The sequence below is a fragment of the Actinosynnema sp. NPDC091369 genome, from assembly GCF_044757065.1.
GTDB lineage: Bacteria > Actinomycetota > Actinomycetes > Mycobacteriales > Pseudonocardiaceae > Actinosynnema.
The window spans coordinates 451,614-463,719 of the sequence record NZ_JBIVUG010000002.1 but is presented as its reverse complement, the minus strand read 5'-3'; the positions used below and the strand labels follow the sequence as shown (position 1 = coordinate 463,719).

The window sequence follows — 12,106 nt, the reverse complement described above, 5'->3', positions numbered from 1 at the left end:
CCGGCACGCTAACACCCGATCGAACCGATCGGTACCATCTGCGCCATGCCGGTGGCCAAGGGCTCCACGATCGACCCGGGGCGCACCCGTGCCGCGATCCTCGAAGCGGCCACGCCCGTGCTGTACGAACGCGGGCTGGACGGCATCGGCGTCGCCGAGCTGTGCGCTCGTCTCGGCGTCTCCAAGGAAACGCTCTACCGGCACTTCGGCACCAAGGACGGCCTGGTGCGGGCCGTGCTGGAGGCCCGCAGCGACCGGGTGACGCGAGCGCTGGCCGAGGCCGTCGCCGCCGCCGGGCCCGACCCCGCCGACCAGCTCGCCGTGGTGTTCGAGGTCTTCCAGCAGACCTACGACGAGCCGCGCTTCCGCGGCTGCGCCATGCTCAACGCCGCCGCCCAGCACCACGTCGAGCCGGTGCGCGCCCTCACCGCCCGGCACCTCGACCGGTACCTCGACACGCTCACCGGGATCGCCGAACGCGCGGGCGCCGCCGATCCGGCCCTCCTCGGGCGGCAACTGCTGATGCTGGTCGAAGGCGCGACCGTGGTCGCCACCCACCACGGCCCGACCGGGGTCGGCGCACAGGCCCTGAGCGCCGCGCTCACCCTGCTCGCCGCCGCGTCCTGACACCGAACCCGTTCGGCGGAGTGGCGCGCCGCGCGGCAGGGGGACCATGGGCAGGGGGTAGTGCTCATGGAATTCGGTCGCAGAACCTTCATGCAGGCCACCGGACTCGTCGCGCTGGGCGCGGCGGAGCGCGACTGGGACCGGCTGCGCCGGGCGCTCACCGGCAGGCTGGTCCTGCCCGGTGACGACGTCTACGACACCGTGCGCCGGCCGTACAACACGGTGTACGCGCACCGCAGGCCCGCGGCCGTGGCGCTGTGCGCGAACGAGTCCGACGTCTCGCGGTGCCTGGAGTTCGCCGCGCGGGAGCGCATCCCGGTCGCCGCGCGCAGCGGCGGGCACAGCTACGCCGGGTACTCGGTGCCCGAGCACGGGCTCGTCATCGACCTGGCCGCGCTGAACGCCATCCGGGTGGACGAGCGCGGCCGGGTCGAGGTCGGCGCGGGCGTCCGGATGATCGACCTGTACGACGAGCTGGCGCGCGCGGGCCGATTGCTGCCCGCCGGGTCGTGCCCGACGGTCGGCATCGGCGGCCTCGCGCTGGGCGGCGGGATCAGCGTGGTGGGGCGCGCGTACGGCCTCACGTGCGACCACCTGCTGGGCGCGCGGGTCGTGCCGCCGGGCAGTGGGCTGCGCCGGGTCGACGCGCACACCGAGCCGGACCTGTTCTGGGCGCTGCGCGGCGGCGGTGGCGGCAACTTCGGCGTCGTCACGTCGTTCACGTTCGACACCGCGCCCGCGCGGGACGTGACCGCGTTCGTGCTCACGTTCCCGGCGGGAGCGGCGGCCGACGTGCTCGGTGCGTGGCAGGAGTGGGGGGTGGGTGCCCCGGACGGCCTGTGGTCCGCCTGCAACGTGGGTGCGGGCAGCCCGCCGTCGTCCACCGTCGTGGGCAGCTGGATCGGACACCAGCGGGAGCTGGCGCGGCGCCTCGACCGGCTCGCCGCGCGGGTCGCGCCGGCGAGTCGCACGGTCCAGCCGATGGACTACGGCAGCGCGATGCGGTTCTTCGCCGGCTGCCTGCCCGCGTGCCAACCGGACGACGGCTCGCCGTTCGTGGCGTCCTCCCGGATGCTCTACCGGCCGATCGACCCGGGGCCGGTGGTCGCCCTGCTGGACGGCGCGCGGACCGGGCGGGCCCAGTTCGACACGTTCGGCGGCGCGATCGCGCGGGTGCGGCCGGACGCCACCGCGTTCCCGCACCGGCACGCCGTCGCCAGCGCCCAGGCGTACGTCGACGTGGTCGGCGTCAGCGAGGCCGAAGCCCGCCGCACCATGGTCGCCCTGCGCGACGCGATCGGGCACGGCACCGGCTACGTCAACTACATCGACCCCGACATGCCGGACTGGCCGACCGCGTACTACGGCCGCAACCTGCCGCGCCTGCGCCGCGTGGCCCGTCGCTACGACCCGGACCGCGTCCTCGCGTTTCCCCAAGGGCTCGCCTGACGACCTCGCGCTCCGATTTGTCCCCGGTGTGACCTAATGCGCCCGGAGGACTTCCGAGTTACTCTGGGAGCGCTCCCAGGAGATCCCCGCCGTCGTGGACCCTTCGGAAGGAGTTCCATGCGAAAGACCGTCCGCGCCCTCGTGCTGGCCGGGTTGATGGCCGCCACCGCGGTCGTCGCCGCAGCCGGGCCGGCCCAGGCCGACACCACGATCTGCGAGCAGTACGGCTCGACCACCATCCAGGGCCGCTACGTGGTCCAGAACAACCGCTGGGGCACGTCGGCCACCCAGTGCATCAACGTCACCTCGACCGGTTTCCGGATCACCCAGCAGCAGGGCTCCGCGCCGACCAACGGCGCACCGCTGTCGTACCCGTCGGTGTACTTCGGCTGCCACTACTCCAACTGCTCGCCGGGCTCCACCCTGCCCATGCAGGTCAGCCGGATCCGCAGCGCGTCGTCCTCGATCAACTACAGCTACGTGGGCGGCACGTACAACGCCTCCTACGACATCTGGCTCGACCCGACGCCGAAGACCAACGGGGTCAACCAGATGGAGATCATGATCTGGTTCAACCGCCAGGGCTCGATCCAGCCGATCGGCAGCGCCGTCGGCAACACCACCATCGGCGGCCGCAGCTGGCAGGTCTGGCGCGGCAGCAACGGCGCGAACAACGTGATCTCCTACGTGGCGCCGTCGCCGATCACGTCGTGGTCGTTCAACGTGATGGACTTCGTCAACGACGTCCGCAACCGCGGCGCGATCACCACGTCCTGGTACCTGACCAGCATCCAGGCCGGTTTCGAGCCGTGGAACGGCGGCGTCGGCCTGGCGGTCAACAACTTCTCGGCCTCCGTCAGCGGCTGACGCACCGGGCCGGTCCGGGCGTTACCCGGACCGGCCTGCCGCCTCACCGCCCGAACGCGACCTCCGCCGCCGCGACGAGCCGCACCGTCCCGCCCGGGTGGACGGCTGTGCTGAGCAGACGGTTGTGCCGCTCGACGACCTGCGCCGCGGTCAGGCCCGCCACGGGATCGCCGTCGGCGGCGGGGGAGTGGCCGTCGCGCACCAGCAGCACGTCCAGCCCGTGGCTCAACGCCGACCGCGCCGTGGCGTCCACGCAGTAGTCCGTGGCCAGCCCGGTCAGCACGACGGTGTCCACGTCCCGTTCGGCGAGCAGCGCCGCGAGGTCGGTGCGGTAGAACGCGTCGGTCGCCGTCTTCGGCACCACCAGGTCCGCGGGTTCGAGGCCGAGGCGGTCGCTGATCCGCGTGCCCGGCTCGTCGGGGTCGAACTCCGTGCCCGCGGGCCCGATCTGGCGCAACGCCACCACCGGCGCACCGTGCCGCCGGGCTTCGCGTGCGAGCGCGGCGATGCGGTCGGCCAGCTCTTCACCCCGCCAGACGAGCGGGACCAGCATCTCCTGCACGTCGACTATCAGCAGTGCCGCGGTCATGCCGGCACAGCCTATCCGCGGCCACCGGCGCTGCCGCGGAGTTCGTCGGGCGGTGCGTCACTCCAAGGTGACCATGACTTCGTCACCGACGTACTGGGACTGGTCGGTCACGATCGCCCGCGCCTGTCCGGACCGGAACTGCTCCGGTTCCCTCAGGGTGGTCCGCCAGGGCACGGCCCGGTCGTCATGGCACTCCACGCCTTCGCGCCAACTCGCGTCGACATCGCCCTGGACCACCAGGAATTCGAGGGAAGTTCGCCCGTCGTGGCGCTCGTCGCACTGGATCCAGCCGGTCAGCGCCCACGTTCCGGCCACTCGCTCGGCCCGGCCGTCGAGGGTGACCCACGCGCGGTCGTTCTGGGCGTGGGCCACCGGCGCCGGTCCGGTCAGCACCGCGGTGGCGAGCCCCGTCACGAGCAGTGCCGTCGCCTTCGTGCTCATGTTGTCGTCCTCCCGGGTCGCGGCCGCGGGCACGGCCGACCAAGGGGCGAGTTGCACGGGCGCGGCCGGGCAACGGAACGCACCCGACCGGATGACGACGACCACCCGGGCACGCGGGCGCCTCCCCGGTGGGCCGTCCGGTTGCGTGGCGGCACCTGTAACCGATATAACCGGTTACATGGCATTGAGCTGGAAGTTGGTCATCGACAGCAGCAACGCGCCCGCGCTCGCGGACTTCTGGGCCGCCGCCCTGGAGTACGAGGTGGAGGACCCCAGTGCGCTCATCGAGCAGCTGCTGGCCGCCGGTCACCTCCCCGAGCAAGCGGTCGTGGAGCACAACGGGCGCAAGAACTTCCGGGGTTACGCGGGCATCCGCCACCCGGACGACCCGTTCGACCCGGTCAGCGGCGTCGGGCGCGGGCGACGGGTGTTGTTCCAGGACGTGCCCGAGGCCAAGTCCGGCAAGAACCGCCTGCACATCGACGTCCACAGCGAGCCCGGCGGGTTGGAGCGGCTCGTGGCCCGGTTGGAGGGCCTGGGCGCGACGCGCGTCCGCGAGCACGACGAGGGTCCGGTCGGGCACTGGTGGGTCATGCGGGACCCCGAGGGCAACGAGTTCTGCGCGGCGTAGCGGCGCGCGGGCGGTGATCACGCGCCGGAGCCTGACTCCCCGTTCACGTGCCGGGGGGTTAGGCTTCGGCGCATGTCCCGATGGCGCGGCCGGACGGCGGCCCCCGCCGTGGCGCTGGCGGCCGGCCTGGTCGCCCTCCTCGGGCTCCTCGTGCAGTCACGCGGCATCGACACCCCCGCCGAGTGGGCCGCGCTGCTCGCCGTCGTGACCTCCTCGGCCGCCCTGTGCGTGCGCCGCCGGCACCCGGTCCCGGTGGGCGTGGTGGCACTGGCCGCGGTCAGCGCGTACGGGGTGCTGCTGCACCAGCCCGGCCCGATCATGGTCGTGTTCGTCGTCGCGCTCTACACCGTCGTGGACGAAGGCCACCTCGCCGTCGCCGTCACGCTCGGCGTCGCGTCGGTGCTCGCGTTCGCCTTCGCCGACAGCTTCCACAAGGCCGACAACGGCGCGACGTTCCTGCACGCGGGCTGGCTCGTCGCGGTCATCGTCGGCGTGACCCGCAACCGCCGCGCCTACCTCGCCGAAGCGCGGGCGCGGGCGGTCGTCGCCGAGCAGCGGATGGAGGAGGAAGCACGGCGGCGGGCCACCGAGGAACGCCTGCGCATCGCCCGCGAGCTGCACGACGCGCTCGGCCACCACCTCTCGCTGATCAACGTGCAGGCCGGCGCCGCGCTGCACCGCCCCGACCCGGACCGCACCGAGCAGGCGCTCACCGCGATCAAGCAGACCAGCAAGGAGACGCTGCGCGAGCTGCGCACCGCGCTGGACGCGCTGCGCCGGGAGGGCGACGTGCCGCCGGGCCTGGACCGCCTCGGCGACCTGGTCACCACGGCGGGCCGGTCCGGGCTGGAGATCCGCGTCGACCTCGCCGGGACACCGCCGCTGCCACCGGAGGTCGACCTGGCCGCGTACCGGATCGTGCAGGAAGCGCTCACCAACGTGACCCGGCACGCGGCGGCCACCGCAGCCGTGGTCCGGGTCCGACCGGAGGACGGCGACGTGGTCGTGGAGGTGGAGGACGACGGCACCGGCACGCCGGGCGCACCCGGCAACGGCATCCTCGGCATGCGGGAACGGGCGCAGGCGCTGGGCGGCACGGTCACCGCGGGCCCGCGCCCGGACGGCGGCTTCCGCGTGCACGCCCGCCTGCCGCTGCGCGCGGACCGGGTGCCCGCGTGATCCGCCTGCTGCTGGCCGACGACCAGACCCTCGTGCGCGCCGGCTTCCGGTCCATCCTGGACGGTGAGGACGGCATCGAGGTGGTCGGCGAGGCCGCCGACGGCGCCGAGGCGGTGCGGCTCGCCCGGAGCCTGCGGCCCGACGTCGCCCTGGTGGACATCCGGATGCCGGGACAGGACGGCCTGGCCGCCACCCGGGAGATCACCGCGAGCCCGGACGTCCGCGTGATCATCCTGACCACGTTCGACCTGGACGACTACGTCTACGGCGCGCTGCGCGCGGGCGCGAGCGGCTTCCTGGTCAAGGACACCGAGCCGGCCGAGCTGATCCACGCGGTGCGGGTGGTGGCGCGCGGTGACGCGCTCATCGCGCCGTCGATCACCCGCCGGCTGATCGCCGAGTTCGCCACCCGCGCCACCCACCCCGACCCCGGCCCGCGGCTGACCGCGCTCACCGACCGGGAGCGAGAGGTGATGGCGCTGGTCGCGGCCGGCCTGTCCAACGACGAGATCGCCGCGCGGTTGGTGCTGAGCCCGGCCACGGCCAAGACCCACGTCAGCCGCATCATGACCAAGACGCGGGTCCGGGACCGGGCCCAGTTGGTGATCCTCGCCTACGAGTCGGGCCTGACCGTGCCGACCTGGCTGACCCGCTCCTGACTCAGGCGCGCACGCGGCGGGCCCGCGCCGCGGCCACCCCGCCGAGCACCACCGCGACCAGCCCGACCACGAGGGCCAGGTAGGCCCCGCCGCGGCCGTTGCCGGTGCCGATCCCACTGTCCGAAGTGGCCACGACCAGCGTGCCGAGCGCCAGCCCGAGCACACCGCACGCCAGCGACACGACGACGCCGCGCCTGCCGGTCGAGATGCCGAACCGGCCGGTGGGACGGGTCAGCGCCAGCGTGCCGACGACGACGCCGAGCACCCCCAGCAGCGCGCCCGACGCGGCGCCGAGCCGCCCGGGTCCGAACGAGTAGACACTGGCCGCGGCCAGCACGTTTGCGACGTCCATCGAGGTTTCCTCCGCTCGCCCAACAGCTACGGGCGAAGCCTAGGAACGCCGACCTCCCAGGTCGTCCGGCGGCGGTTGTCGATCTCCGTACCACCGGGGTGGTACGCCCGCGGCCGGACGTACCACCCCGGTGGCGGATCACGGTTCGTCGGAGGCGTGCACCTCGATGATGTTCCTGGTGTCCAGCACCGACAGCGTGCCGTCGGGCAGCAGGACCGGGACCCACGCGTGCTCGGTCCGGGGGTCGACCACGTGGGCGCCGACGACGATGCCGCACAGGAAGGCGGCCGGGTCGTGCACGTCCGGGTTGAGGTAGGTGACGATCGCACCGTGCCCGGGGTGGGGTGTCGCGTCCATGGCGGAGTCCAGTGGGTTCCAAGCCCGGCGGCCGTCCCGGCCGCCGCGGGCTGCGGGTCGCCGACTGCTTGACGTACGGGTCGAGTACCCGCGCCGGGACGGCGGAACCACCCGTCGGAGCAGGATTCGCGCTCACCCGGAGGTGGTATTCCGGGGCCCGCGCGGTGGTTCGGGACGAAGTCACGCGGTGTGATGTCGGCCGGTCGCGGTGTGGTTTCGCGGCCGGCGGGCAACCCTGTCCCACACGGCCGCGCGACCGGAGTCGCCGTGGCCGTCCGAGCGTCCGCCGGGGTAGGCGGTGGGCGGCACGAACGAGGAGGCGGGTGATGGGTGGCGGGCAGCGGGTCGCGGCGGGTGACCACGTCGTCGAAACGCTGGTCCGGCGGTTGGACGTGGTCACCGGCGCGGTGCGGGGGTTGACCGAGGTCCTGGACCGGGAGGAGGACCTGGCGGTCATCCTGGACCGGATCTGCCGGCAGGTCACGCACGCCGTGCCCGGCGCCGACATGGTCAGCGTCACGCTGCTGTCCGAGTCCGGTCCGGTGACCGGTGCGGCGACCCGGCAGGACGCCCTGGAGATCGACCTCGTGCAGTACCGGACGGACGAGGGGCCGTGCTTGCAGGCCGCCCGGACCGGGCAGGTCGTGCACGCGGCGGTCGCCGAGCTGCCGGACCTGTGGCCCGACTTCGCCGAGGGGACCCGGGCGTTCGACGTCGCCGGCTTCCTGTCCGCGCCGCTGTGCGTCGAGGAGGACACCCCCGGCTCGCTCAACCTCTACAGCGGGCGCCCGGACGGTTTCCGGGCGCTCGACGCGGCGCTGCTGGAGCTGTACTGCGCCGCCGCGGAGGGCGCGTTGCGCCACGCCCGCCGCTCCCTGCGCGCCCGCGAGCAGGCCGACCAGCTGCGCCACGCGCTGACCTCGCGCGCCGTCATCGACCAGGCGAAGGGCGTGGTCATGGCGGTGCACCGGGTGAGCGCGGACGAGGCGTTCGCGATGCTCGTGGACCGGTCCCAGCGCGAGAACGTCAAGCTCCGCGACTTCGCGGAGCGGTTCGTCAACGACATCCTCGACGGCCGGAACTGAGCCGGCGCGGGCGCTGCGTCAGCGGTCCAGGACGGCCCGCGCCAGGTCGTCGGCCACGGCACGCCGGTAGGGGTTGGTGGCCGGGCCGGCCGCGGTCGGGTGCACCCGGTTGGTCAGCAGCAGCACGAACGACCGGCTGCCCGGGTCGATGACCAGGGACGTGCCGGTGTAGCCGGTGTGCCCGACGGTGTGCGGCGTGGTGAGCATGCCCATGAACGCGGGCTTGTTCACGTCCAGGCCCAGGCCCCGGTCCGCGCCCGGGATGGCCGCGTTCCAGTTCGTCGTCATCGCCCGGACGCTGTCCTCGCGCAGGACGCGCCGGTCGCCGTACCGGCCGCCGTTGAGCAGCATCTGGGCGAACACGGCGAGGTCGCGCGCGGTGGAGAACACGCCGGCGTGCCCGGCCGTGCCGCCCAGGTACCACGAGGTCGAGTCGTGCACCTGGCCCCAGATCAGGCCGCGCGTGCCGCCCGCGTACTGGGTCGGCGCGATCCGCGGCCGCAGCTCGGCCGGCGGGTTGTACCGGGTGTCGCGCAGCCCGAGCGGCTCGGCGACCTCCGCGGCCACGAGGTCGGGCAACGACCGGCCCGTGACGCGTTCCAGCACCTTGCCGACCACGATGAGGCTCAGGTCGGAGTAGACGTACCGCGTCCCCGGAGACGACCGCGGTGCCACCGCGTAGACCGCGGCCAGCCGCTGCTCGACCGTCGGGTACGAGCCGAGCGCCAGCCCGGCCGGCAGCCCGGACGTGTGGGTCAGCAACTGGCGGAGCGTGACGTCCTGCTTGCCGTTCTGGGCGAACTCGGGCAGGTAGCGGGCGGCGGGGACGTCCAGGTCGATCAGGTCGCGCTCCACCAGTCGCATGGCCACGACGGTGGTGAACAGCTTCGAGATGGACGCCACGTCGAAGATGGTGTCCTCGCGCATCGGTATCCGCTGGTCGGGCGGCAGCTCCGCGCCGTCGGGCCCGTAGCGCAACGCGTCCCCGACCGCCGCGTGCCGCGCGATCACGCCGTTGCGCGCGACCAGCACCACACCGCCCGGGAACGCCTGCGGTGACGCGAGCACACCCGCCTCGACGTCGGGCACGAGCCGGTCGACGTGCCCGTCGGCCAACCCGGCCTGCCGGGCCGTGCCGTAGCGCAGCCGCTGGTCGGGCAGCGGCCCGTCCCAAGGCGAGCCGGGCCGGCGCGTGACGGCCAGCTCGGCCAGCACCGGCAGGTGGTCCGACGCGCCGGTGGTGATCACCCGCGTGGCGCGCACCCGGGCCGGGTAGCCGACGGCGACGAAGTCGATCCGCTTCACGGGCGCCGACGCCGGGTAGGTCAGGCCGGGGGACGAGGCGTTGGTCAACGCCCACGCGTCGAGCAGCTCCGTCCACAGAGGAGCCAGTTCCGGGGCGTCCGGTGGCGCGTTGAAGTCGCCGAGCAGCACCCGTGCCGCGCCCCGGTCCTCGGCCATGACGGCCAGCATGTCGGCGACCTGCGCCTGGCGCACGGCCGGGTCGGCGCGGTAGTCCAGGTGCGTGTTGTAGACGTGCACGCGTTCGCCGCGCACGTTCAGCACCACCTCGGGGAACCCCGGCGCGGGTGCGGGCGCGGGGTTCGGCGCCTGCGTGGACAGGCGGGTGATCCAGTGGTTCTCCGCCTCCACGATCGGGTGACGGCTGAGCACCGCCACGCCGTACTGCCGCCGCGGCGCGCCCGGTTCGGCCGGGTCCAGGTCGTAGATGGGCGCGAAGTAGACGTGCATGCCCACCGCGCTCGCCAGGTCCGCCGCCTGGTCCCGCCACTCGCTGCGGGCCATCCAGTGGACGTCCACCTCCTGCAACCCGACGACGTCCGCGCCGGACGCGGTGATGTCGGCGGCCACCCGCGCCAGGTCGAGCCGGCCGTCCACGCCGATGCCGGTGTGGATGTTGTACGACAGCACGGTCAGCGGCACGGTCGGGGCGGCCGGTTCGGCCGCCGCGGTCGGCACCGCCACGAGCAGCCCGCACAGGGCGGCGGTCAGCAGTCGGCGCACCGGGTCACCCCTCCCAGGTCAGGCCGTGGCCGAACGGGTGCAGCGCGGTCGACGGGTCGCCCGCGACCGGGATCGTCACGGGCAGCTTCCCGACCGGCGCGTTCTCCCCGTACAGCACCCGCACCGCCGACTCCACCGACACCTCGGTGTAGGAGTAGGTCGCGAGGTACGTCTGCGCCTGCGGGAAGTACGCGATGTCGTACGGGTCGCGGACGGCGATGACGACGACGGGCTTGCCGGTGGCCAGCAGCGCCCGCACCAGGTTCTGCTGCCCGACGTCGGTCCACGCCTTGTTGGTCGCGACGATCGTCAGCTCGGCGGCCTGCGCGCCCGCGACGGCCTGCTCGATCGTCGCCTGGGTCGGGTTCGCCCCCGTGACCAGCGCGTTCGCCGTCGCCGAACGGCGGCCGGCGGCGGTGGCGAGCCGGTGCGGCACCGGGTCGGCGGTGGTGCCCCAGCCGGTGGCGAAGACCGAGGCCGGCGGCGTGCGCAGGGGCAGCAGCGCGTTGCGGACGAGCGTCGTGGTGCGGTCGGTGATCTCCTGCGCGGCCTGCCGGTGCTGCTCGGTGCCGACGACCTCGGGCAGCCTGGCCGGGTCGGCGAACTGCCCGCCGAACAGCCCGCGCTTGACCTTCATGCGCAGGATCCGGCGGACCGACTGGTCGATGCGGCGCTCGGTGAGCTCGCCGTCGTGCACGGCCTTCAGCACCGCGTTGTAGGCGAGGTCGATGTTCGGCGGCATGAGCAACTGGTCCACGCCCGCCTTCAGCGCCAGCACGGGCACGCGCTCGTCGCCGTACTTCTGCCGGACGCCGGCCATCCCGAGCGAGTCCGTGATCACCACGCCGTCGTAGCCGAGCCGGTCGCGCAGGATGCCGGTGATGATCGGCCGGGACAGCGTGGCCGGGTCGCCGGCCGGGTCGAGCGCGGGCACGACGATGTGCGCGGTCATGATCGAGTCGACGCCGGCCGCGATCGCGCGCTGGAACGGCGGCGCGTCGAGCCGTTCCCACTCCTCGCGGCTGTGGCCGATCACCGGCAGGCCGGTGTGGCTGTCCACGGCGGTGTCGCCGTGCCCCGGGAAGTGCTTCGCGGTGGCCGAGACACCGCCCTGCTCGTAGCCGCGCACCTGCGCTTCGACCAGCCGGGCCGTCAGCTCCGGGTCCTCGGCGAACGACCGGACGCCGATCACCGGGTTGAGCGCGTTGACGTTCACGTCGGCGACCGGCGCGAAGTCCTGGTTCACCCCCATGGCCCGCAGCTCCCGCCCGGCGATCCGGGCCGCGGTGGCAGCCGCGTCGGGGTCGCGGGCCGCGCCGAGCGCCATGTTGCCGGGGAACAGCGTGGCCGGCGCCCCGATCCGCGACACCACGCCGTGCTCCTGGTCGGTGCTGATCAGGGCGGGGACCGCGGACTCCCGCTGGATGCCGTTGGACAGCTCCGCGACCTGCGCCGGGTTGGCCGTGTTGCCCGACCAGGCGAAGTAGATGATGCCGCCGAGGTGGTACTTCCCGATCAGCTGCCGGGCGTTGTCCACCCCGTGCTGACGCCGGTTCGCGGCCACCGACGCCGGGTCGGACGCGTCGACCGTCGCCCCGTAGGCGTAGGTGACGAAGAGCTGGCCGACCTTCTCCTCCAGGCTCATCCGCCGCAGCGCGTCGACCACCACGTCACCGGTCCCGGCCACCGCCGGCGCACCCCCGAGCAGCACCGCCCCCACCGCGACCAGGACCGTCCACCTGTTGAAGATTTTCCTCATGGCCACTCCCGCAGTGAGGAAGTCACGTCCGCGTCGCAATGTACGCAGCCGTCGCCGGGCCCGACATCGTCCGATCGGGCGCTTTG

13 protein-coding genes are annotated in these 12,106 nt (G+C 73.6%); 7 read left to right on the top strand and 6 right to left on the bottom strand.

The genetic code is table 11. The features are described from left to right. Positions 1 to 45: 45 nt before the first annotated feature. The 3 genes from ACIQMJ_RS10275 (at position 46) to ACIQMJ_RS10265 (ending at position 2,943) form a co-directional block, all read left to right on the top strand. The gene (locus ACIQMJ_RS10275) at positions 46 to 627 is read left to right on the top strand and encodes a TetR/AcrR family transcriptional regulator (protein WP_499760632.1); all 582 of its coding nucleotides are present in this window, start codon (positions 46 to 48) and stop codon (positions 625 to 627) included. Positions 628 to 693: 66 nt separating this feature from the next. Then, complete coding sequence (locus tag ACIQMJ_RS10270; RefSeq protein WP_499760631.1) at positions 694 to 2,076, top strand: FAD-binding oxidoreductase; 1,383 nt, start codon at positions 694 to 696, stop codon at positions 2,074 to 2,076. Between the two features lie 117 nt (positions 2,077 to 2,193). After that, positions 2,194 to 2,943, top strand: a complete 750-nt coding sequence (locus ACIQMJ_RS10265; RefSeq protein WP_499760630.1) for a GH12 family glycosyl hydrolase domain-containing protein — start codon at positions 2,194 to 2,196, stop codon at positions 2,941 to 2,943. Positions 2,944 to 2,986: 43 nt separating this feature from the next. On the opposite strand, the gene ACIQMJ_RS10260 is transcribed toward ACIQMJ_RS10265, so the two are convergent. Further along, positions 2,987 to 3,532: a cysteine hydrolase family protein gene (locus ACIQMJ_RS10260; protein ID WP_499760629.1), complete on the bottom strand. Its 546-nt coding sequence runs from the start codon at positions 3,530 to 3,532 to the stop codon at positions 2,987 to 2,989. 57 nt (positions 3,533 to 3,589) lie between these two features. Then, the gene (locus tag ACIQMJ_RS10255) at positions 3,590 to 3,973 is read right to left on the bottom strand and encodes a hypothetical protein (protein WP_499760628.1); all 384 of its coding nucleotides are present in this window, start codon (positions 3,971 to 3,973) and stop codon (positions 3,590 to 3,592) included. Positions 3,974 to 4,151: 178 nt separating this feature from the next. Here ACIQMJ_RS10255 and ACIQMJ_RS10250 point away from each other — a divergent pair, with 178 nt between their 5' ends. From ACIQMJ_RS10250 to ACIQMJ_RS10240, 3 genes are all read left to right on the top strand, one after another. Continuing rightward, a complete protein-coding gene (locus ACIQMJ_RS10250) occupies positions 4,152 to 4,604 on the top strand; it encodes a VOC family protein (RefSeq protein WP_499760627.1) in 453 nt (150 codons plus the stop codon). Positions 4,605 to 4,676: 72 nt separating this feature from the next. Further along, positions 4,677 to 5,783, top strand: a complete 1,107-nt coding sequence (locus ACIQMJ_RS10245) for a sensor histidine kinase (protein WP_499760626.1) — start codon at positions 4,677 to 4,679, stop codon at positions 5,781 to 5,783. Next, positions 5,780 to 6,442 (top strand): response regulator transcription factor, encoded by a 663-nt coding sequence (locus ACIQMJ_RS10240; protein WP_499760625.1) that lies wholly within the window; start codon positions 5,780 to 5,782, stop codon positions 6,440 to 6,442. The genes ACIQMJ_RS10245 and ACIQMJ_RS10240 overlap by 4 nt, the downstream gene beginning before the upstream one ends. Before the next feature lies 1 nt (position 6,443). On the opposite strand, the gene ACIQMJ_RS10235 is transcribed toward ACIQMJ_RS10240, so the two are convergent. Then, positions 6,444 to 6,794: a DUF6223 family protein gene (locus tag ACIQMJ_RS10235; protein ID WP_499760624.1), complete on the bottom strand. Its 351-nt coding sequence runs from the start codon at positions 6,792 to 6,794 to the stop codon at positions 6,444 to 6,446. Between the two features lie 138 nt (positions 6,795 to 6,932). Continuing rightward, positions 6,933 to 7,151, bottom strand: a complete 219-nt coding sequence (locus ACIQMJ_RS10230) for a hypothetical protein (RefSeq protein ID WP_499760623.1) — start codon at positions 7,149 to 7,151, stop codon at positions 6,933 to 6,935. A gap of 326 nt (positions 7,152 to 7,477) precedes the next feature. Between ACIQMJ_RS10230 and ACIQMJ_RS10225 the strand changes: the two genes are divergently transcribed. Beyond that, positions 7,478 to 8,236 carry an ANTAR domain-containing protein gene (locus ACIQMJ_RS10225; RefSeq protein ID WP_499760622.1) on the top strand — a complete coding sequence of 253 codons (759 nt, stop codon included), beginning with the start codon at positions 7,478 to 7,480 and terminating at the stop codon, positions 8,234 to 8,236. A gap of 18 nt (positions 8,237 to 8,254) precedes the next feature. Here the strand turns inward: ACIQMJ_RS10225 and ACIQMJ_RS10220 are convergent, their stop codons facing one another. Further along, positions 8,255 to 10,261 (bottom strand): serine hydrolase, encoded by a 2,007-nt coding sequence (locus ACIQMJ_RS10220; RefSeq protein ID WP_499760621.1) that lies wholly within the window; start codon positions 10,259 to 10,261, stop codon positions 8,255 to 8,257. Between the two features lie 4 nt (positions 10,262 to 10,265). Continuing rightward, positions 10,266 to 12,020 carry a glycoside hydrolase family 3 protein gene (locus ACIQMJ_RS10215; protein WP_499760620.1) on the bottom strand — a complete coding sequence of 585 codons (1,755 nt, stop codon included), beginning with the start codon at positions 12,018 to 12,020 and terminating at the stop codon, positions 10,266 to 10,268. Between the last annotated feature and the right edge of the window lie 86 nt (positions 12,021 to 12,106).

What these genes read in the sequence shown, in the direction of transcription:
- ACIQMJ_RS10270 (WP_499760631.1), top strand. Translation starts at nt 694, where the DNA reads ATGGAATTCGGTCGCAGAACCTTCATGCAGGCCACCGGACTCGTCGCG.
- ACIQMJ_RS10225 (WP_499760622.1), top strand. Translation starts at nt 7,478, where the DNA reads ATGGGTGGCGGGCAGCGGGTCGCGGCGGGTGACCACGTCGTCGAAACG.
- ACIQMJ_RS10215 (WP_499760620.1), bottom strand. Translation starts at nt 12,020, where the DNA reads ATGAGGAAAATCTTCAACAGGTGGACGGTCCTGGTCGCGGTGGGGGCG.
- ACIQMJ_RS10275 (WP_499760632.1), top strand. Translation starts at nt 46, where the DNA reads ATGCCGGTGGCCAAGGGCTCCACGATCGACCCGGGGCGCACCCGTGCC.
- ACIQMJ_RS10260 (WP_499760629.1), bottom strand. Translation starts at nt 3,532, where the DNA reads ATGACCGCGGCACTGCTGATAGTCGACGTGCAGGAGATGCTGGTCCCG.
- ACIQMJ_RS10265 (WP_499760630.1), top strand. Translation starts at nt 2,194, where the DNA reads ATGCGAAAGACCGTCCGCGCCCTCGTGCTGGCCGGGTTGATGGCCGCC.
- ACIQMJ_RS10255 (WP_499760628.1), bottom strand. Translation starts at nt 3,973, where the DNA reads ATGAGCACGAAGGCGACGGCACTGCTCGTGACGGGGCTCGCCACCGCG.
- ACIQMJ_RS10245 (WP_499760626.1), top strand. Translation starts at nt 4,677, where the DNA reads ATGTCCCGATGGCGCGGCCGGACGGCGGCCCCCGCCGTGGCGCTGGCG.
- ACIQMJ_RS10250 (WP_499760627.1), top strand. Translation starts at nt 4,152, where the DNA reads ATGGCATTGAGCTGGAAGTTGGTCATCGACAGCAGCAACGCGCCCGCG.
- ACIQMJ_RS10230 (WP_499760623.1), bottom strand. Translation starts at nt 7,151, where the DNA reads ATGGACGCGACACCCCACCCCGGGCACGGTGCGATCGTCACCTACCTC.
- ACIQMJ_RS10235 (WP_499760624.1), bottom strand. Translation starts at nt 6,794, where the DNA reads ATGGACGTCGCAAACGTGCTGGCCGCGGCCAGTGTCTACTCGTTCGGA.